Raw genomic sequence first — 18,750 nt, 5'->3', positions numbered from 1 at the left:
AGTATATCAGGCTTGGCGGGTCCACACCCTCTGATTTTTTTGAATGAGACGGCGTCCGCCGAGATCTACACTGACTACATATCGTCGGCAGCGTCAGATGTGTATAAGAGACAGGCGCCGTCCCTGGCGCCCGGGCCCTGCGGCAGCGGCTGGAACTGGCGGGGCTGCTGCTGGCCACGGCCGTGCTGTATCTGTGGAATCTCGGCGCCTCCGGCTGGGCAAACGCGTTCTACTCCGCGGCGGCCCAGGCCGGGTCGCAGGATTGGGCGGCCTGGTTCTTTGGCTCCTCCGACGCCGCCAACGCCATCACCGTGGACAAGCCGCCGGCGTCGCTGTGGGTGATGGGCCTGTCGGTGCGGATCTTCGGGCTGAGCTCCTGGAGCGTCCTGGTGCCGCAGGCGCTCATGGGGGTCGGCACGGTCTGGCTGGTCTATCTGGCCGTCCGCCGGGCCGCGGCCCCCGCCACGGCCGACGCCGGCCTGGCCCACCGCGCGGGGCTCCTCGCCGGTGCGGTCATGGCGCTGACACCGGTGGCCGTCCTGATGTTCCGGTTCAACAACCCCGACGCCCTGCTGGTGTTATTGATGACCGCGGCCGCCTACGCCGTCTTGCGCTCCATCCAGGACGCGCGCGTGCGCTGGCTGCTGTTCGCCGGGCTGCTGCTGGGCTTCGGGTTCCTCACCAAGCAGCTGCAGGTCCTGCTGGTTGTCCCCGGTTTCGCCGTGGCCTACCTGCTCGCGGCGCCGGCCACGGCGGGCAGGCGCATTCTTCACCTGCTCGGTGCGGGCGCGGCGATGGCCGTCGCCGCCGGCTGGTGGCTGGCCGCGGTCGAACTCATTCCGGCGGCGGACCGCCCGTACATCGGCGGCTCGCAGAACAACTCCATCCTGGAACTGACCCTGGGCTACAACGGCCTGGGCCGGCTGAACGGGGATGAAACCGGGAGTGTGGGCGGCAGCAACGGCTGGGGCACGCCCGGGCTGTTCCGGCTCTTCAACAGCGAGTTCGGCGGCCAGATCGCCTGGCTGCTGCCCTCGGTGCTGCTGCTCGGAGCGGGGCTGCTCTGGCTGGGCCGCCGCGCGCCGCGCACCGACCCGGTACGGGCCTCGGTGATCATCTGGGGCTCCTGGGTTGCCGTTACCGGGCTGACGTTCAGCTTCATGGCCGGGATCATCCACCCGTACTACATGGTGGCGCTGGCGCCCGGGATCGCCGGGCTCGCCGGGCTAGGCGGCGTCCTGCTCTGGCAGCGGCGGAACCAGCCCGTGGCCGCCGCCGTCCTCGCGGTGGCGATCGTGGCGGCCGGGGCCATGGCCGCCGAACTCCTGGTCCGCACCGCGGCGTACATGCCGTGGCTGCGCTGGGTGACGCTCCTGGGCGCGCTCGCCGCCGCCGGCCTGGTCCTGGCCGCCGCGGCCCCGGGGGTGAAGGGAATGGGGATGATGGCGTCCAGGACGGTGGCGCGGACGACGGCGGCGCTCCCCGTCGCCGCGGCCCTCGCCGGTCCGCTGGCCTACTCGCTGTCCACCGCGGCCACGGCCCACAGCGGCTCGATTGTCAGCGCAGGCCCGGCCGTGTCCGGACGGGGCGGGGCCGGGATACCGCCGGCCCTCGGCGGCGCGGCAGGAGGCGGCTTCGGCGGTGCCACGACGGCGAACGGCACTGGCACAGGCACAGGCGCCGGGACAGGCCGCGGACAAGGGGCGCGCGGAATGGGCGGCCTGCTCGGGGCCAGCACGCCGTCGGCGGCGCTCGTGGCCGCGCTGCAGACAGATGCCGGGACCTACACCTGGGCCGCCGCCGTCGTCGGATCCAACAACGCCGCCGGCTACCAGCTGGCGACGCAGCTCCCGGTGATGGCCGTGGGCGGGTTCAACGGCACGGACCCCGCACCGACCCTGGCGCAGTTCCAGCAATACGTGGCCGACGGCAAGATCCACTACTTCATTGCCGGGCGCCTGATGCAGGGCGAAAGCGGATCCAACGATGCCGCCCAGATTGCCGCGTGGGTGCAGGACAACTTCACCGCCCGGACCGTGGGCGGGACCAGCGTGTACCTGCTGGCCGGGTAGGCGGGCGACGCCGTCGGGTCCGGGCCGGGCGGCGGCGGGGCTAGAAGGTGGGGGCTAGAAGGTGAAGGACAGGGTGCGCAGGCCGGCGCCGGTGACGTGGGTGGTCACGGCCACCCCGGAGTAGTCGGGAATGTGCAGCACACCGACCGGCAGTTCGCCGGCATTGGGCCCCACGGCCACGGTCCGGACGCCGGCGGCGATGCCCGCGGCAATGCCTGCCGGGGCGTCCTCGAACACCACCGCATCGGCCGGGGCGACACCCAGCAGGGAGGCCGCCCGGAGGTATCCCTCAGGGTGAGGCTTGCCCCGCATGACGTCCTCCGATGTGACCGAGACGGCCGGGACGCCGATCCCCGCGGCTGCCATCCGGACCCCGGCCAGGTCCCGTGACGCGCTCGTCACCAGCGCCACGGCATCCGGCGGCAGGCTCGCCAGCAGCTCCGGCGCGCCGGGCACCGGAACAATGCCCCGGGTCTCGGCCAGCTCCATCCGGCCGAGCTCGGCCGCGAGGGCCTGGATGTCGGAGCCGGCCGGGGCAAACCTGCGGACGGTGTCCATGGCCTGGACGCCATGGGAGGAGCGCAGGATCTCGCCGATGTCCAGGCCGTAGCGGGCCGCAAACGTGGTCCACACCTGCTCCACGATGCTGGTGGAATCCACCAGCGTGCCGTCCATATCGAACAGGACGGCGCGGGCGGTCAGGGTGGTGGTGCCGGAACGGGATGGAGAGCTCATGCCTCCATCCTGCCGCATGACCCCGGGTCAGCCGGCCGCGCGGAGCCTACCGGGATCAGCCGTTGGGCCGGTGGGGGATGTACTGCACCGCCCACTTGTTGCCGTCGGGGTCGGCGAAGTGGACAAAGTGCCCCCAGTCCTGGACGTCGACGTCGCTGACGTCCACGCCGTTGTCCTTGAGTTGCTTGTGCGCGGCCTGGATGTCGCTGACCACAAGCTGCAGGCTGGGCGCGGTACCGGGCGGGGCGTCGTTGAGGCCCTCGCCGATCGCAATCGAGCAGCCGGAGCCCGGTGGCGTCAGCTGGACGAACCGGAGGCCCTCCATGGGCCGTTCGTCGTAGTCGGCGTTGAAGCCCACCTTGTTGACGTAGAAATCCTTGGCCCGGTCCACATCGGACACCGGCACAAACACGAGTTCAAGTTTCCAATCCATGCCGCACAGGCTAGCGCGGTCCGCGGCGGCGCGGAAGGGATCCTCCGTGTTGCGCCTCGGCGGCGCCGCTCCTAGCCGGCGATGCCGTACAGGCGGTCTCCGGCGTCGCCCAGGCCGGGCACGATGTAGGACTTCTCGTTGAGCTTCTCGTCGATCGAGGCCAGCACGATCGTCACGTTCGCCTCTGACAACTCTTCCTCCAGCTTGGCCAGACCCTCCGGGGCGGCAAGCAGGCAGATGCAGGTGACGTCGGAGGCGCCGCGCTTGAAGAGGAACTTGATGGCCTCGCGCAGGGTCCCGCCGGTGGCCAGCATGGGATCGAGGACGAAGATCTGCCGGTCCGTGAGGTCTTCGGGGAGGCGCTCGGCGTAGGTGATGATGTCCAGGGTCTCTTCGTCGCGGGCCATGCCCAGGAAGCCGACCTCGGCCGTGGGGACCAGCTTGGTCATGCCCTCGAGCATGCCCAGCCCGGCGCGGAGGATCGGGACCACCAGCGGGGTCGGCTTGGTGAAGGCGGTGCCGACGGTGGTGCTGACGGGCGTCTCGATGGTCACCGGTTCGGTGCGGACATCACGCGTGGCCTCGTACGCCAGGAGGGTGACAAGCTCCTCGGTGAGCTGGCGGAAGACCGGGGACGGGGTGTTCTTGTCCCGCAGAACGGTGAGCTTATGGGCGACCAGCGGGTGGTCCACAACGAGAGTGCGCATGTGTCAAAACTATCACCCGGATGCTGAGGACCGTCCCGCGGTGCCCGGAGTATCGGCGTCCTTCGTATCGGGTTGTGTAGTGCCGTCATGAAGGTGGGCGGGGTGGTCGAAGGTCGGCGCGGCGCCGGCGTGTTCCCGGTGCCGGAGCACGTGGAAGAGCCGGTGGGCCAGGATCACGATCCCCACCCAGGCCAGCCCGATGACCCAGCCGATGATCACGTCGGTCATCCAGTGATGGCCCAGGTAGACCCGGCTGAGGCCCATCGCGACGATGAAGACCACACCCGCGGTGATCAGGCCGATCCTGGCGCTGGTCCGCTTGATCTGCAGGCAGGCCAGGTACACCACGAGTGCGATCACCACCGTGGTGTTCAGCGTGTGGCCGCTCGGGAAGGACGGCGAGTTCTCGTAGGGCGGCACAGCGTCGGCATGGTCCGGGCGGGTTCGGCCGATCAGTTTCTTGCCCAGGGACGTGGCCGTGACCGAGACGGCGGCGGCACCGCCGATCAGGATCAGCGGCCGCCAGGTCCGGGAGGTGTAGATGAGCACTGCCGTGAGGATGCTTGCCAGGATGGGCATCCCGATGCCGCCGCCGATGTTGGTGAACCCGGTGATAAAGGCGTCGAGGCCGGGGTTGCGCAGCTGCTCCATGAACGCCAGCGTCGGTTTGTCCAGGTTCGCGAGGCCGGCGTCGTCCACCACGTTGTCGTAGACTTCTGCGCTCACCAGGGCCAGGATCACCACCACCACGCCGCCGATCAGCATGGTGATCCACAGGGCCGCGTAGGGCACCACCCATTTGCCCCAGCGGTGCGCCAGCCAGTTCTCTGTTCCGGTGGTCACGGCCGTCTCCCGACTACTTGACAACGTTAATTACATGGGCCGCACAGCCGAGCTGCACAGCATGCTTAGGGTCGAAACTATCATTGACCCATGACTGCCCCTGAGCCCCGCCATGCCCAATGGATGAGCCTTGCCCTGGCGGAGGCCCGGAATGCCCTGGCCACCGCGGACGTGCCGATCGGCGCCGTCGTGATCGGACCGGACGGTTCCGTGCTGGGCGCCGGGCGAAACGAACGTGAGGCCCTCGGGGACCCGACGGCCCATGCCGAGATGGTCGCCATCCGGGAGGCCGCCGCGCGGTTGCGGGCGCACCGGGCTCTGGAAGGCAAGGGCGACGACGGCTGGCGGCTGGAGGACTGCACTCTGGTGGTGACGCTGGAACCCTGCGCGATGTGCGCTGGAGCGATCGTCCTCGCCAGGATTCCGCGGGTGGTGTTCGGTGCCTGGGACGAGAAGGCCGGCGCCGCGGGTTCCGTGTTCGACATCCTCCGCGAGCGCCGGCTCAACCACTGGGTGGAAGTGGTTGCAGGCGTCCGTGAGCAGGAGTGCGCAGCGCTGCTGCGGGACTTCTTCGCCGGGCACCGCGCCTGATCCGTTCCGGCTAGCCTGCGCCGCCGGCAGATGACGCGCCGGCCGGTGACGCTGAGGCTACAGCGGAAGCCGCGAGCCCATCGATCCGCTTCTGCCGGGAGGCCGGAGAGTCCAGGCTGAAGGCCCGGAAATCACCGAGGTCCTCGCGGATCCAGGCTTCCACCTCGGCGATCCGCTGCGTCACCGCGGGCGTGGGGCCGTGGAACAGCCAGGGCACGATCCGTTCCCGGGCCGGATCGTATTGCCAGAGTCCGATGATCCGGCCGCGGTCCAGGATCGGGTGGTCCGGGAGATCCGCCTGCAGCGCGAGCGACCCCAGCGCCGGCTTGTGCAGGTCCTCCTCGGCCAGCAGGTCCGCCGCGTTGCGGCGCAGCAGGAACAGGGAATCCGTTCCAGCCAGCAGCTGGATCTGTTCCCCCGCCGGCTCCTCAAAGGCGGCGAGGCCGCCGAGGTCCTCGGGCAGCATCCACAGCGGGTCCCCGCCGGTGACATGTGACCCGGCCATTGCTGTGGACAGGGCGGTGGGCACCTCGACGGCGCCGACGGCGGCGAGCGCCGCCTTGCTTTGCGCCACGGTGAACCCCGTGAACCATTGCGACTGTTTGAAGGTGGCTCCGCCGGTCCAGCCCAGGTAGCGCCGGATCAGCTCGGTGCGCGCATCCTCGTCGTCAAGATCGCTGGGCGGCAGGCCCCAGGGCTGGTAGGCGTAGCGCTGCTGGTCCAGTCGCCCGTTCGCCGGGACCCGGCGGATCCGGCCGTCCGACTGCAGGATCCCCAGGGCGGTAGGCAGGGTGGTGGTGGCGCCCTTTTTCTTGCCTTCCTCCCCCAGGTTGCGCACTGAATCGCCGAGCTCGTCCTTGAGCTGCCGGGGATCCATCGGCCCCTCCGCCTCGGCGAGGGTGTGCAGCACCTGCTCTTCCAGCAGCGTGATTTCGCCGCGGTCCACGCCGAGCCGGCCGACCACCTTGAACGCGGACTCGGCCGCGTCCCGGCCCAGCTGAAGCGCCCAGGCGAAGTCTTCCCGGCCCAGGACGTAGGTGCAGCCGCGGGCGACCGGGAGTTCCAGGATCCGGTGGGCGAGGACGTTGGCGTCCACTTGTTCGCGGCGGATGCCGGCGCGGGCGAAGAGCGTGAGGTAGGGGTTGGCGCCGCCCACGGACCGGGCCCAGCCTGCCCGGGCGAGGACCTGCTCCGCCGTGCAGCCGGCCAGCGAGCCATCCAGGCCCTGCCGGTGCCAGGACCATGCCCGGAGCCGCTCCGGGGTCAGGCTCTGCGGCTCCGGCAGGTTGATGGGCTTTTCTACCGACGGCGATTGCGTGGCGACAGGGTGGGTGCTCATGGGCTCATTCTCCAACAGCTTCTCTGTCAGCGGTATCAAGAAGCCGTATCAACCCGCGCCGGATGGTTTCTGGGCGGCCCAGTTTCACCGGTTATCGCGGTTTCCGTGGGTTCCGCGGTTTCCGTGGGCTCCGTCGGTTCCGTCGGTTCCGTCGGTTCCGTCGACAGGAAGCCCAGAACGGTCCGGGCGGTGGCGTCCCAGCCGGGCAACCGGCCCCGGGCGGCCGCTGCCGCCTCCCGCCAGCGGCCCCTGAGACCGGGGTCGTCCAGCCAGCGGCGGAGCAGGTCCGCCAGCGGGGCGGGGTCCGTTCCGAGCCCGACGGCGGCGCCCGGCAACCCCGGCACCGGTGTGCCGGGTGGACAGTCCGGCGGCAGAAAGGCCGCCGGCTGCCCGGGCAGGGTGCCGGCGGCGAGCGCCTCGACGGCTCCGGTGCCCTCGCGCACCACCACGGGAATCCCCCTGGCCAGGGATTCGGTGACCACCAGGCCGTAGGTTTCGGCCCGGGAAATCAGCAGGCTGAGATCGGCAGCATCCCATTCAGCATCCAGTGCCGGGCCCCGCAGCTCGCCCGGGATGCGGACCCTCCCGGCCAGGCCCAGGCGCTCCACGGAGGTCCGGAGCTGCGCGGCGTAGGCCGGATCGGCGGTGTCAGAGCCGATGAGGGACGCCGTCCAGGGCACATCCGCGAGCCGGGCGAGCCCGTCCAGCAGGAGCGACTGGTCCTTGTTCGGCAGCAGGGCCGCCACGGCGATCAGGTGCGGCGCGCCGGCCGACCGGCTGCCGGCCGCGAGCGGCGCGGGGGCGGTCCCGGGCAGGGCCACCCGGAGGCCGTCGAGGCCGTGGCGGGCGCGGATGCCCGCCGCGGCCGAACCGCTTGTGCAGATGACGCCGGCAGCCGCCCGCAGGGCCCTGCGTTCGCGCTCCGGGTGGTCCGGCAGGGGCATGTGCAGCAGGATCCAGACCCGGTCCCCCGCCGCAGCGGCCCCTTCCAGCTCCTCGGGCGCACCGCAGGCGAGGAGGCTGTCGACCACCGTCACTGTGCCCCAAGTTGCGGCGCCGGCAGTTGCGGGGCCGCCGCCCCAGGCGTGGCCGCCGTCGGGCCCCGCGTGCAGCAGCGTGGCCAGGCGCCGCCGGTCCCCCGCGCTGCCTCCCGGCCAGTCGCCGTCGAGCGGGCAGGTTTCCACCGCGGCACCGAGGGCCGTCAACTCCCGGGCGAGCGCCGCGTTGTAGACGTTGCCACCGGAGTTGTGCCGGACGTTGCCGGGCACCACAAGACGGATACGAGGGCTGGCCGGCGGCATCTGCGCCGCCTAGCTGGCGTCGAAGTCCAGCGAGTAGCTGGCCCAGGCATCGGGGGTCTCGCGCAGGGTGACGTCCAGCCCGGCGAGGTCGCGCCCGTCGTTGCCGACGCGGATCTGGGTGGCGACGGCGTCGGCGATGTACCGGGCGAGGGCTTCGGTGGTGCTCAGCTTGCCGGAGAAGTCCGGGTGCTCGTCGAGGTTCTTGTAGTTCAGCTCGTCCAGGATCTCGTCCACCGCGTCCCCTGCCGCGCCGATGTCCAGCACGATCGCGTCGTCATTGAGCTCACGACGGCGGAAGGTCACCTCCGTGACGAAGGTGGCCCCGTGCAGGCCCTGGGCCGGGCCGAAGACCTCGCGCGGAAGGCTGTGGGCGATCATGAAGTTGCGGCGGACAGTCAGACTAAACACGGGCTACCTCGTGGCTTCGGTGGGCTGGTCGGCGGATTTGAACTCAGTGGGCTGGTCGGCGGATTGAGCGTCCCAGGACGGGTATTCGATGACGTGGCACAGGGCGTCCAGGTTGCCGTCGGCGAGGCGCTGGACGACGCCGGGGAGCTCTGCGAACGTCGAGGAGCCGGTCAGGAAGACATCGAAGACCGGATCCTGCAGCAGGGACACGGCGAGCGCGAGACGCTCGGCGTTGGTGCGGCGGTGCCGGCGGGCGCGGGCCACCACCCCCACCTGGCTGGCGCGGATGGACAGACGGCGGGCGTGGAAGTCCTCCCCCAGTGGGAGGGAGATTTTCCGGTCGGCGTACCAGGACATTTCGATGATGTCGCCGTCGTCGCCCACCAGCTGCAGGCTTCGCTGCAGTCCTTCCTGCGAGGCCGAGCAGTGGATCACGATGTCGCAGTCCGGGAGGGCATCGTCGGGGTGGCTGAAGTCGACGCCGAGGGCGTCCGCGAACGCTCTTTTGGCGGGGTCGACGTCGATCAGTTGCAGCCGCGCGAGCGGAAAACCGGCCAGGAGCCTGGCCACCATACCGCCGACCAGTCCGGCCCCAATCACGGCAACCCTGTCGCCCAAGCGAGGTCCGGCCTCCCAGAGGCCGTTGATCGCGGTTTCCACGGTGCCGGTGAGCACCGCGCGGCGGGCCGGGACGCCGTCGGGGATCACGGTGAGTGATTCGACCCGGACGATGAAGCGGTCCTGATGCGGGTAGAGGCAGAAGACGGTCCTCCCGGCCCAGCCCTCCGGCCCGTCCTCAACCACGCCCACGGTGAGGTAGCCGAACTTCACCGGGTACGGGAAGTCCCCCACCTGGTTGGGGGCGGCCATCGCGTTGGCGACGCACTCCGGGACACTCGCACGGTGGACCACCAGTTCGGTGCCCTTGCTGATGCCCGAATACAGGGTCCGGACCAGTGCCTCCCCGGGGCCGGGGGCGGGCAGGTCCTCGCTGCGGAGCTCGCCTTGTTCCGGGCCGACGGTCCAATAGGCGGTGGCCGTGGCGTGCTGTTCAGAAGTAGTCATTGTGCTTACGAATCTAGTGCCCGGGCTGTTCGCGGGGAAGGGTGGTTCCGGCGAGTCGGTGTGAGGGTGCTGTTGGGGCTCGTTTTGTGGATGGGCGCCTTGCTCCGGTACCCTAGTCAGGTTGGTGACGTGTCCGAGCGGCCGAAGGTGCAACACTCGAAATGTTGTTTGGTGTAAAAGCCAACGTGGGTTCAAATCCCACCGTCACCGCCACGGAAAACCCCCGGGAAACCGGGGGTTTTCTACATTTCTCGGGGCCTTCGTGGTGCATTTTTGGTGCAATATTCGAGGAATCGTCGCCGCAACGAGATGCCAACGCACGCACTTGGGGTGCGACGACTGCCCCGGCGGCGGCGCCAAGATCCCTCACCTCAGAGATGGAAGCTCCATCTGCGCCAGTCGCTTCACGGCTTCGGGCGTAGGCCGGCCCCGCGTCGCGTCCAGGGTGACCCTCAGCTGCGCGGCCAGAATGTTACGGCGCACATGTAGAGCCAATTCTCTCCGAGCCTCCGGATCCCTCCGGAGCTTCCCGTCCGGCGTTCTCAACGTGTCGAAGGGGGACGGCAGCTTTGGGGGCCTTAGCTGTGCAAGTCGTACTACCGCCTCCGGCGTCTGACGTCCCTGGACGTCGTCCAGGGTAATCCGAAGCTGGGCCGCCCGGATTCCCCTCCGTATACGCAGAATGGTTTCCATCCTGGACGCTCGGGCGTCCGGACGCACATCAGATATTGCCTCGCCCCTCTCAGTGCGCTGCATTCATCATCTCCGAGAGGTCCACGACAGCCAAGGGCTTCGCGGCTATGAGGCGGACCGTGTACCTATTCTGGGCTGACGGAGGCCAACGGCCGCTGTAGGCGAGCGCATGGGGCTCGAACCCAGATTGTCAGCCCAGGGTTTTTAGGGGTGACAACTTCAGGTATTCCGAGTTCTACCAAGTTCTAGGTGGTTCTACGGTTTTTCCTAGAACCACCTAGAACTTGGTAGATCTTTCCAGATCAGTCCTCCGTCCGGCTCGAGAGGAGAAGCATCTCAGAACGTGTTCTGAGTCCGGTCGACCGGTAGCTTCAACGCCGGGCCGCCTCGACATCAACGCCCACAACATAACGGTCATTATGTTGTGGATTGACTGCGCACTCTCGGGCGAAGAAGCGGCCAGCAGCCTGGCGGGTCTTTGCACGACGATCCGCCGGTATGGGAACCTGCGCCGACAGGGTCTTGCCGGCGGGTGCCGCGGGAGGATGGGCCCAGATCCCGCGAGCCTAACGTCGCCTTATACTCCCGGACTAGGTCCGAAGCGCCCCCCTTGTGCAATGGCGGAACGCCATGCAAGAGTGCGCCCATGAATGAATCCGCTGCTAAGGTCGCGCGCAAACTCAGCACAATTCCAGTTCGTGTGTCTCGCCAAATGACCGCCACCGAGTATCAGGTTCGCGTGGCCGAGGTCCTCAACCTTTTTGACATAGAAGCAGTGGGTGACGAAACGGGTGTGCATTACGGGGGCGAGGGCATTGCGCTGGAAGATCAGCCTCTACTCGCGGCCATTCGCGTACTCATTGGAAGGCGGTTCGGCGTCCCGGACGATCTACAGTAGCCCGACAGGAGGTGTCCTTCGGATCTAATGTCGCGTTCCCTGGTCTTGGTCCGGACGCAGGGGTGGCATCGGTCATTCCAGCCGTCACACCGGTCCTGAATCAAACTGCCATTTTCACCTGGCCGGAGCTGTAGGGGTTCCACCAGGTTCACCCCCCACTTATACGGAGTTATAGGGCGTTATAGGGTATTCCCTAGAACCCCATAGAACTCCTTATAAATGGAAATATTGGTGCGGCGAACCGGCCGAGGTGCTCCACTCACCGCTGGCCACGCACATCCGCTATCGCCGCGCCAGTTAGGTCCGTAGGCGCTGCCGGCCACCGCTCGGCAGGACGGTCATTCACCCGGCTCGGGGCGGTAGGTGGCGAAGGCGAGACGGTCGGTGGACCAGCCCAGCGCGGTGGCGGGGTGGACTCCAGGTCTCACAACCAGAGAGGTACGCCGTGGGGAGCGGGACGAGAATGAGCAGAGGCCGCAAAATATGGCTCGGTGTGCTGGCAGTAACGGTTGCCTTTGTCACCGCACTCTTCCTCTGGTCATCGTGGAAGAGCGATCAGATCGTCGCTGAGCTCAAGACGATTGCCGACCGCCTCCAACCAGAGCCGGGATGGGAACCCTTGAGAACACAGAATCCGGTGGGCAGTGCGCTGTGCATCCCGCTCGATGGACCTTGCTCCCAGTACGCATACCGTTGGGACACTCACCGGAAGTACCTGGAGGGTGACCTGGAGCGGTACGTTCAGCAGGTGGGTTTGACGCCCCAGGAGTACAAGCCATGCGTACGGGAACAGAGGATCAATGCCGGCGGACTGGACTGCCGGGGTGTTGGAGTCATTGACGGCTGGAACGTACGCATCACGATCAGTGACTACGGTCGGGACGACGACACCAACATTGTGCAGGTCGTGGTCAACAAGTACGGCTACTGATCCTTGTTTTGTGTTCGCGGTTGCCGCATACCGGAGGCGGCCACCCCGTTGCCGGGGTGGCCACCAGTTCCAGTGCGATCTTGGCGTTAGTGCTCCGCTTCAGCGGCAGCCTTCTTGGCGTCCTTCTCGGCGTCCTTTTCGGCGCGCAGTGCCTCCGCGTCGTGCTGTTCCTCGGCCTTTTCCTGATGGATGACCGCTGCGAAGAGCTTCTCCATCTCCTTGGCCACGCCGGCGGCCGAGGCCGGGTTCTGGCCGGTCACCAGCCGGTCGTCAACCACGACCTTCTCCTCAAAGACGTCAGCGGAGACGTGGGTGGCGCCCTGTTCCTCAAGCCGATCGGCCAAGAAGAACGGGATGACCTTGTCTTTCCCTGCGGCAATCTCCTCGTCGTTGGTGAAGGCGGCCACCTTCCGGCCCTCGACGAGGCGAAGTCCGTTCTTCAATTCCACGTTCAGCAGGCCGGCCGGTCCGTGGCAGACCGCGCCGACCAAGCCGCCGGCGTTATAGACGCTGGCCACCAGATTCTGCAAGCCTTCGCTGTCCGGGAAGTCCCACATCGTGCCGTGGCCGCCCACGAGGTAGACGGCGTCGTACTGGTCGGGGTCAACGACGTCGACGCGGGCAGTGTTGTAGAGGCCGGCGCGCGTGGTCTCGTCCTCCGTGAAGGCGACCTGGATGGGATCTTCTGAGTCCACCTCGTCGCGCGGGGGCTGGCCGCCCTGGATGGAGGCGAAGTCGACGAAATGCCCGGAATCCTTGAAGACCTTCCAGGGATGTGCAGCCTCGGCCACGTTGTAGCCGGTCTTCTCTCCGGTATCGCCGATCTCGGAAACGCTGGTCAGTACCATGAGGATTTTCTTCATGAAGTGCTCCTTTCGTCCACCATCCACCCTACGCCCAGCCCATTCGGGCCCTCCCTCCCCGCTGTCTTTTGCCTGCCGGCAGGCCTGCCTGGCTCTTGACCATTGAGGCAACGCCCTAGAGCCTTGGGGCATGAGAACTCGATACCACTTGGGCCTCGCAGCCGCTGCAGGGTTGGCGCTGCTGTGCGGGTGCGCGATGCAGGGGGATCCGGCAAGTGGGACCCCGGCCAAGCCAACAACGATGGCCGCCTCAGGCTCGCCGTACAGTCTCTACACACACTGCGGCATCCATGAAGCGCTCGTGCAGGGCGCCTATTTCGTCGCAGACGAGGCGCTGGACGACGGACACGGCAACCCGCCTGAAGGCTGGATGAACCCCTACCAGCCCGGCGCCATCACAGTGACCGGCCCAAAGGCCATCTTCCGCGATGACGCCGGCCACACGGTGACCTTCCATGCCCGCCCCGGCGCCACAGGTTTCCTCACCACCTGCTCCTAAAACGCAGGCACCGGCCCCCGAAGCCAAAACGGACTAGTCGTCGCAGTTCTGCAGGACCCAGTTCTGAGCGCGCCAGATGACGTTGTAGAGGTTGTAGGGTGCGACATCAAAGGTCTCCCACTTCTGGCCGACGTGAGCGGTCCAGTCAGGAATGGCGCCACAGCAGACACGGTGTCCGAAGACATAGAACAGTGCATGTGGCAGAGCGCGCTTCATCATGGAATGCCTTTCCATTGTCGCCGGCCCCCGACTGGGGCTAGCGTAGCCGCGTGCTCATAGCGTCATCGTAGCGGACCTCGTCCTGGCTCCCCCAGAAACGCGCGGTTCCGTCGAGCGCCGCCAGCCGTTCAGGGCTCCCCCTGGAGTTGCTCCATCTCCAGGCACGCGTCCTCGTAGGAAACGTCGCCGTTCCGGAAGGCCTGCTCGAGTTCCTTGGCCCTGCGCCGTGACTGGGCCGTGCTCAGGGTTCCCGTGAGGCCAGCCTCCAGATAGTCGAGCCTGGAGTACGTGGGCTGCTGGTCGCGAGCGTGGTCCCTTGCGGGAACGTGCCGGCGGATTGTCGCGCGGAACCAGGCGCCAGGGTGCATTAGGCGATGCGCATAGGCTCTGGGGTCGACTAGGTACATGCTTCCATGGTTCAACTCCCTGCTGAGAAGACCATGAGTTTCCTCTGAGTGATCGGGGCAAACGACTTTCCGGGACCATCACCGCCAACCAGGAGGCCCCGTTTCCCTCGCGCTGGCAGGGAAGCGGGTCCCGGTCTCCCGCCTTCTACCCGCGAACGATCACCACGTCCAGGGTGCGCGGGCCGTGGACGCCTTCGACGCGTTCGAGTTCGATGTCGCTGGTGGCGCTGGGGCCGCTGATCCAGGTCTGCGGGCGGGTGCCGTCGAGCCTGCGGAGGGCCTCCGGCAGGATGGCGGTAATTTCCCCGGCCCGGACGATGCAGATGTGCCGGTCCGGAACGAGGCTGATGACCCGGCGCCCCTGGTCCGGTGCGGCATCGAGGATGATGGTGCCGGTTTCGGCGACGGCGACGGCGCTGCCGGTGACGACGGCGTCGATCCCGTCGAGTTCCTCGACGCTGAGCCGCTGCCCGGGGGCGTCAGTGACGCGGCGGCCGGAGCCGCCGTCGTGAGCGTCCGCCTCCGCAAACAGGGACTCCGCGAGGCCGTGCGGCACGGCGTAGCGGCCGGTGCCCTCGAGGAGGGCGGCGAGCCGTTGCGGCACCGCGGCGGCTTCCTCGATGAAGACGTTCGCCTTGTAGTCGAGGAGCCGGTCCGTCAGCAGTTCGATGAGCTCCTCCCCGCCCAGCCCGGAGGAGCGCCGGTAGTCGCGGGGCACCTCCGGTACCGCCGGGGCGTCCCGGAGGGCGGAGCGGATCCGGTCGAGTATGTCTGCGCGCGCGTTCACGGGTTCTCCTCTGTTCCGGCTGATCCTGGGCCGGGGGCGTCGGTGCCGGCAGCGTCGGTGCCGGCAGCCGGGGCTGCATCGGGTCTGGCGGCCCGGTGTTCCTTGTTCCACCATTGACGGAAAGACTGCCCCGGCGGTGCGGGGATGTCCCGGCTCTGGGTCCAGCCGGCGGCGATGCCGGGCAGTTTGGTGATCTTCCGGTCCGGCCCAGCGGCAAGCCGGCCCAGGGGCAACGCCTTCTCCACGAGGCCCAGGTTCTTTCCGGAGGACAGCGCCCAGGAGGCCGCCTTCATGCCGACGTCCATCTGGCTCGGCATCGCCCTTTTCCTGCGGTTCTTGCCGCGTTTGCTGTCCACGTCCTCGCCCCGCAGGTGCACCAGGATGTCCGGGATGTTGATCTTCACCGGGCAGGCGTCGTAGCAGGCTCCACACAGGGACGAAGCGTATGGCAGCGAGTTGTTCTCCTCCGCCGTGATCCCGGTCAGCAGCGGGGACAGGATCGCGCCGATCGGTCCAGGGTAGGTGGATCCGTAAGCGTGCCCGCCGGTGCGTTCGTAGACGGGGCAGACGTTCATGCAGGCGCTGCAGCGGATGCAGTGCAGCGCGGAGCGGCCCATCTCGTCGGCCAGGGCGGCGCTGCGCCCGTTGTCCAGCAGGACGAGGTGGACGTTCTGCGGGCCGTCGTCGGGCGTGACGCCGGTCCACAGCGAGGTGTAGGGGTTCATCCGCTCGCCGGTGGATGACCGCGGGAGCAGCTGCATGAACACTTCGAGGTCCTCCCAGCCCGGCAGCAGTTTTTCGACGCCCATGACGGTGATGAGCGTTTCCGGCAGCGTCAGGCACATGCGCCCGTTGCCTTCGGATTCGACGACGGCGAGGGTCCCGGAGTCTGCGAGGGCGAAGTTCGCGCCGGACACGGCCACCTTGGCGCTGAGGAACTTGCGGCGCAGGTGTGCCCGGGCGGCCGCGGCGAGGCGGGCCGGCTCGTTGGTGAGCTCCGGATCCACCCCCTCCATTTCGCGCAGGAAGATGTCCCGGACCTGGCTGCGGTTCTTGTGGATGGCCGGGACCAGGATGTGGCTGGGCTTGTCGTGGTCCAGTTGGACGATGAGCTCGGCGAGGTCGGTCTCGTAAGCCGCGATGCCCTGTTCTTCGAGGTATTCGTTGAGGCCGATTTCCTGCGTGGCCATGGACTTGACCTTGACCACCTCGGTGGCGCCCTGGTCCCGGATGAGGGCGGCGACAATGCTGTTGGCTTCGCCGGCGTCCCGGGCCCAGTGGATGGTCCCCCCACGGGCGGTGAAGTTCGCCTCGAACTCTTCGAGCAGTTCCGGTAGCCGGGTCATGACGGATTCCTTGATCGCCCGGCCCGCCTCGCGCAGCTCCTCCCAGTCGGGGAGTTCGGACACGACGGCCAGCCGCTTGTCCCGGATGGTCCGGGTGGCGTGGCCGAGGTTGGCCCGCAGCTGGGGGTTGCCGAGCTCGCGGCGGGCGGCTTTCGGGAAGGGCTCGTGTTCGTGCAGGTTGCCGATGCCGAAGACCGGCAGGGACGGCATCCCCAGGAATGTGCCGCTCATCGTGCGGTCCTTCCGGTGGTGAGGCGGACGTCGCCGGAGACGGCGGCGGGATTCTCGAGGGTGCTGGCCAGGATCTCGGCGAAGTGCATCGTGGTGACGCCGGTGCCCTGCCGGGACAGTCCGCCACCGATGTGCATCAAGCAGGACGCGTCGCCGCCGGCGCAAAGGTCGGCGCCCGTGCCGCAGATGTTGGCGGTCTTGTCCGCCAGCATCGCCGAGGACACGTCCGCGTTCTTCATCGAGAAGGTGCCGCCGAAGCCGCAGCACTGGTCGGCCTCGGGCAGTTCGGCCAGTTCGATGCCGCCAACCGAGCGCAGCAAGTCCAGTTGGCGGTCGCCGAGCCGGAGCAGGCGCATGCCGTGGCAGCTGGGGTGGTAGGTGATCCGGTGCGGGAAGTACGAGCCCAGCTGCGCCGCTGCGTCGGTGACGCCCAAGACATCCACCAGGAGCTGGGAAAGCTCGTAGGTTTTGGCTCCGACGGCGGCGGCCCGGGCTTCCAGCCCGGCGTCCCCGCAGCGGCGGGCGACCATGAGGTGCTGGTGCTTCACGGAGGCGACGCAGGAGCCGGACGGTGCGACGGCGACGTCGTACTCATCGTCTTCGAAGGCCTTCACATGGTTGGCGACGACGGGCAGCGCCTCCTTGAGGTAGCCGCTGTTGACGTGCATCTGCCCGCAGCAGGCCTGGCCGGCCGGAAAGATGACCTCGTGGCCGAGGCGTTCGAGGATGGACACCGTGGCGCGGGCGGTGGCTGGGTACATGGCGTCCACGATGCATGTGGCGAAAAGCGCGATCCTCACTGGGCACCTCCGCTGGGGACGACGCTCTGGTGTGCGGCCCGGGCTGAGGGCACGTACTCCGCCGGGTGCTGGGAGGCACGCACCACCGCGCGCAGCTCCCCCAACCCGCCGCTGAGCACGCCTGCGGCGCGGGCTTGGACCAGGACGTTGCCCAGGGCCGTGGCTTCCACGGGTCCGGCGATCACGCGTTTGCCGGTGGCGTCGGCGGTGAGCTGGCACAAAAGCCGGTTCTGGGATCCGCCGCCCACAATGTGTACGACGCCGGCCTGGATGTCGGCGAGCCGTTCGGCGTCGGCGATGGTCCGGGCGTAGCCGGCGGCGAGGCTGTCCAGGATGCACCGCACGATGTGCGCGGGATGCTCCGGCAAGACAGCGCCGGTGTTCCGGACCGCGGCCCGGATCCGTTCGGGCATGTTGTCCGGGGCGATGAAACAGGGGTCGTCGGCGTTGATGACCGGGCCGCCGGGCGGAAGAGTCGCGGCCGCGTCGAGCAGTTCCTCGAGCCCCGGCCGGTAGCCTTCGGCGGCCCAGGTGCGCTGGCATTCGCTGAGCAGCCAGAGACCGCCGACGTTGCGCAGGTAGCGGATGGTGCCGTCCACGCCGCGTTCGTTGGTGAAGTTCGCGGTCCGGCTGGCCTCGGTCAGGACCGGGTGGGACAGTTCGACGCCGACCAGGGACCACGTGCCGGAGGAGACGTACGCGAAATTCTCGTTAGCAGCTCCGGCGCCAGCGCCTCCGGCGTCCGCCGGGACGGCGGCGACGGCCGAGGCGGTGTCGTGCGAGCCGACGGCTACCACCGCGGTGGTTTCGGGAAGTCCCAGGCGTGCCGCGATGTCCTGAGTGAGGGTGCCGACCATCTCGCCGGGCTGGATCAGCGGCGGGAACAGGTTCGTGGGGAGGTCCAGGGCGGTGAGGAACTCCGTGGCCCACTCCCCCGCGACGGCGTCGAAGAGCCCGGTGGTGGAGGCGTTGGTGGCCTCGGTGCGGCGCTGGCCGGTGAGCAGGAACCCGATGAGGTCCGGGATGAGCAGCGCCTGCAGCCCCTCCAGCGCCGGCTCCGTGGCGAGCTGGTAGATCGTGTTGAACGGCAGGAACTGCAGCCCGGTGGTGGCGTAGAGCCGGGCCGGATCGAGTTTTTCGTGGACCCGGGAGATGGCGGCACGGGACCGGTCGTCACGGTAGCTGAACGGCGCCGCGACCAGGTCACCGGCGTCGTTGACCAGCCCGTAGTCCACGGCCCAGGTGTCGATCCCGATGCTGGCGATGCTTTCGCCGCGGGCCGCGGCCGCGCGGGCGGCGGCAGCGAGCCCGGCGAGGACCTCGGCGAACAGCGCGTCGAAGTCCCAGCGGAGGCCGCCGTCGAGCTCCTTGACCCCGTTGGGGAACCGGCGCACGGTCTCCAGCTCGGCCCTCGCCCCACCGGGACTGCCCGCGACCCGGCCCAGGATGACCCGGCCTGAGGACGCGCCGATGTCGATCGCGGCAAAAGCACTGCCGGCATCGACATTCCCAGCGAACGGGTCGCCGCCGGGCGCGGTATCCGCTGGCGGCGCAGTGTTCAGCGCAGGAAGGCTCATCCCAG

20 protein-coding genes and 1 tRNA gene are annotated in these 18,750 nt (G+C 68.4%); 6 read left to right on the top strand and 15 right to left on the bottom strand.

The annotated features are described in order from the left end of the window. The first annotated feature begins 182 nt into the window (after positions 1 to 182). Positions 183 to 2,072 (top strand): ArnT family glycosyltransferase, encoded by a 1,890-nt coding sequence (locus ARTB_RS20700; RefSeq protein ID WP_243182178.1) that lies wholly within the window; start codon positions 183 to 185, stop codon positions 2,070 to 2,072. A 54-nt stretch (positions 2,073 to 2,126) separates the two neighbouring features. Here ARTB_RS20700 and ARTB_RS20695 read toward each other — a convergent pair whose 3' ends face one another. From ARTB_RS20695 to ARTB_RS20680, 4 genes are all read right to left on the bottom strand, one after another. Continuing rightward, entirely contained in the window at positions 2,127 to 2,807 is a 681-nt protein-coding gene (locus tag ARTB_RS20695; RefSeq protein WP_243182177.1) for an HAD-IA family hydrolase, read from the bottom strand. Between the two features lie 55 nt (positions 2,808 to 2,862). Beyond that, positions 2,863 to 3,240, bottom strand: a complete 378-nt coding sequence (locus ARTB_RS20690; protein ID WP_026266579.1) for a glyoxalase superfamily protein — start codon at positions 3,238 to 3,240, stop codon at positions 2,863 to 2,865. Positions 3,241 to 3,311: 71 nt separating this feature from the next. Beyond that, on the bottom strand, positions 3,312 to 3,947 hold the full coding sequence (gene upp, locus ARTB_RS20685; protein WP_018774274.1) for a uracil phosphoribosyltransferase: 636 nt from the start codon (positions 3,945 to 3,947) through the stop codon (positions 3,312 to 3,314). Positions 3,948 to 3,959: 12 nt separating this feature from the next. Further along, the gene (locus ARTB_RS20680; RefSeq protein ID WP_243182176.1) at positions 3,960 to 4,790 is read right to left on the bottom strand and encodes a phosphatase PAP2 family protein; all 831 of its coding nucleotides are present in this window, start codon (positions 4,788 to 4,790) and stop codon (positions 3,960 to 3,962) included. Positions 4,791 to 4,880: 90 nt separating this feature from the next. Here ARTB_RS20680 and ARTB_RS20675 point away from each other — a divergent pair, with 90 nt between their 5' ends. Continuing rightward, positions 4,881 to 5,381 carry a nucleoside deaminase gene (locus ARTB_RS20675; RefSeq protein ID WP_028277768.1) on the top strand — a complete coding sequence of 167 codons (501 nt, stop codon included), beginning with the start codon at positions 4,881 to 4,883 and terminating at the stop codon, positions 5,379 to 5,381. A 10-nt stretch (positions 5,382 to 5,391) separates the two neighbouring features. On the opposite strand, the gene ARTB_RS20670 is transcribed toward ARTB_RS20675, so the two are convergent. From ARTB_RS20670 to ARTB_RS20655, 4 genes are read right to left on the bottom strand one after another with little or no spacing between them, the layout of a single operon-like run. Continuing rightward, positions 5,392 to 6,720, bottom strand: coding sequence for a DNA glycosylase AlkZ-like family protein (locus ARTB_RS20670; protein ID WP_243182175.1), 1,329 nt, complete (start codon positions 6,718 to 6,720; stop codon positions 5,392 to 5,394). A gap of 35 nt (positions 6,721 to 6,755) precedes the next feature. Further along, positions 6,756 to 8,021: a glycosyltransferase family 4 protein gene (locus ARTB_RS20665; protein ID WP_243182174.1), complete on the bottom strand. Its 1,266-nt coding sequence runs from the start codon at positions 8,019 to 8,021 to the stop codon at positions 6,756 to 6,758. Between the two features lie 9 nt (positions 8,022 to 8,030). Then, on the bottom strand, positions 8,031 to 8,429 hold the full coding sequence (locus ARTB_RS20660) for a 6-pyruvoyl trahydropterin synthase family protein (protein ID WP_243182173.1): 399 nt from the start codon (positions 8,427 to 8,429) through the stop codon (positions 8,031 to 8,033). 3 nt (positions 8,430 to 8,432) lie between these two features. After that, positions 8,433 to 9,494, bottom strand: a complete 1,062-nt coding sequence (locus ARTB_RS20655; RefSeq protein ID WP_243182172.1) for a dehydrogenase — start codon at positions 9,492 to 9,494, stop codon at positions 8,433 to 8,435. A gap of 123 nt (positions 9,495 to 9,617) precedes the next feature. Between ARTB_RS20655 and ARTB_RS20650 the strand changes: the two genes are divergently transcribed. The 3 genes from ARTB_RS20650 (at position 9,618) to ARTB_RS20640 (ending at position 12,016) form a co-directional block, all read left to right on the top strand. Beyond that, a tRNA-Ser gene (locus ARTB_RS20650) sits at positions 9,618 to 9,707 on the top strand. A gap of 1,126 nt (positions 9,708 to 10,833) precedes the next feature. After that, complete coding sequence (locus tag ARTB_RS20645; RefSeq protein WP_090582464.1) at positions 10,834 to 11,085, top strand: hypothetical protein; 252 nt, start codon at positions 10,834 to 10,836, stop codon at positions 11,083 to 11,085. Between the two features lie 493 nt (positions 11,086 to 11,578). Then, complete coding sequence (locus ARTB_RS20640; protein WP_243182171.1) at positions 11,579 to 12,016, top strand: hypothetical protein; 438 nt, start codon at positions 11,579 to 11,581, stop codon at positions 12,014 to 12,016. 86 nt (positions 12,017 to 12,102) lie between these two features. Here ARTB_RS20640 and ARTB_RS20635 read toward each other — a convergent pair whose 3' ends face one another. Next, the gene (locus ARTB_RS20635) at positions 12,103 to 12,879 is read right to left on the bottom strand and encodes a type 1 glutamine amidotransferase domain-containing protein (RefSeq protein ID WP_243182170.1); all 777 of its coding nucleotides are present in this window, start codon (positions 12,877 to 12,879) and stop codon (positions 12,103 to 12,105) included. A gap of 130 nt (positions 12,880 to 13,009) precedes the next feature. On the opposite strand from ARTB_RS20635, the gene ARTB_RS20630 reads away from it, so the two are divergent. Further along, positions 13,010 to 13,378, top strand: a complete 369-nt coding sequence (locus ARTB_RS20630; RefSeq protein WP_243182169.1) for a hypothetical protein — start codon at positions 13,010 to 13,012, stop codon at positions 13,376 to 13,378. A 33-nt stretch (positions 13,379 to 13,411) separates the two neighbouring features. Here ARTB_RS20630 and ARTB_RS20625 read toward each other — a convergent pair whose 3' ends face one another. The 6 genes from ARTB_RS20625 to ARTB_RS20600 all read right to left on the bottom strand — a co-directional run bounded on the left by ARTB_RS20625 (position 13,412) and on the right by ARTB_RS20600 (position 18,745). After that, positions 13,412 to 13,597 (bottom strand): hypothetical protein, encoded by a 186-nt coding sequence (locus ARTB_RS20625; protein WP_243182168.1) that lies wholly within the window; start codon positions 13,595 to 13,597, stop codon positions 13,412 to 13,414. Positions 13,598 to 13,725: 128 nt separating this feature from the next. Then, entirely contained in the window at positions 13,726 to 13,965 is a 240-nt protein-coding gene (locus tag ARTB_RS20620) for a hypothetical protein (protein ID WP_243182167.1), read from the bottom strand. 184 nt (positions 13,966 to 14,149) lie between these two features. Then, positions 14,150 to 14,791, bottom strand: a complete 642-nt coding sequence (locus ARTB_RS20615; RefSeq protein ID WP_243182166.1) for a LutC/YkgG family protein — start codon at positions 14,789 to 14,791, stop codon at positions 14,150 to 14,152. After that, positions 14,788 to 16,368 carry a LutB/LldF family L-lactate oxidation iron-sulfur protein gene (locus tag ARTB_RS20610; protein ID WP_243182165.1) on the bottom strand — a complete coding sequence of 527 codons (1,581 nt, stop codon included), beginning with the start codon at positions 16,366 to 16,368 and terminating at the stop codon, positions 14,788 to 14,790. Before ARTB_RS20610 ends, ARTB_RS20615 begins: the two co-directional genes overlap by 4 nt. Next, positions 16,365 to 17,168, bottom strand: a complete 804-nt coding sequence (locus ARTB_RS20605; protein WP_243182164.1) for a (Fe-S)-binding protein — start codon at positions 17,166 to 17,168, stop codon at positions 16,365 to 16,367. The genes ARTB_RS20610 and ARTB_RS20605 overlap by 4 nt, the downstream gene beginning before the upstream one ends. Next, positions 17,165 to 18,745 carry a rhamnulokinase gene (locus ARTB_RS20600; protein WP_243182163.1) on the bottom strand — a complete coding sequence of 527 codons (1,581 nt, stop codon included), beginning with the start codon at positions 18,743 to 18,745 and terminating at the stop codon, positions 17,165 to 17,167. Before ARTB_RS20600 ends, ARTB_RS20605 begins: the two co-directional genes overlap by 4 nt. Positions 18,746 to 18,750 lie beyond the last annotated feature (5 nt).

Origin of the sequence: Arthrobacter humicola, assembly GCF_022803015.1 — a bacterium.
Classification (GTDB): domain Bacteria; phylum Actinomycetota; class Actinomycetes; order Actinomycetales; family Micrococcaceae; genus Arthrobacter; species Arthrobacter humicola_A.
This window is presented reverse-complemented; position numbering and strand designations above follow the sequence as displayed.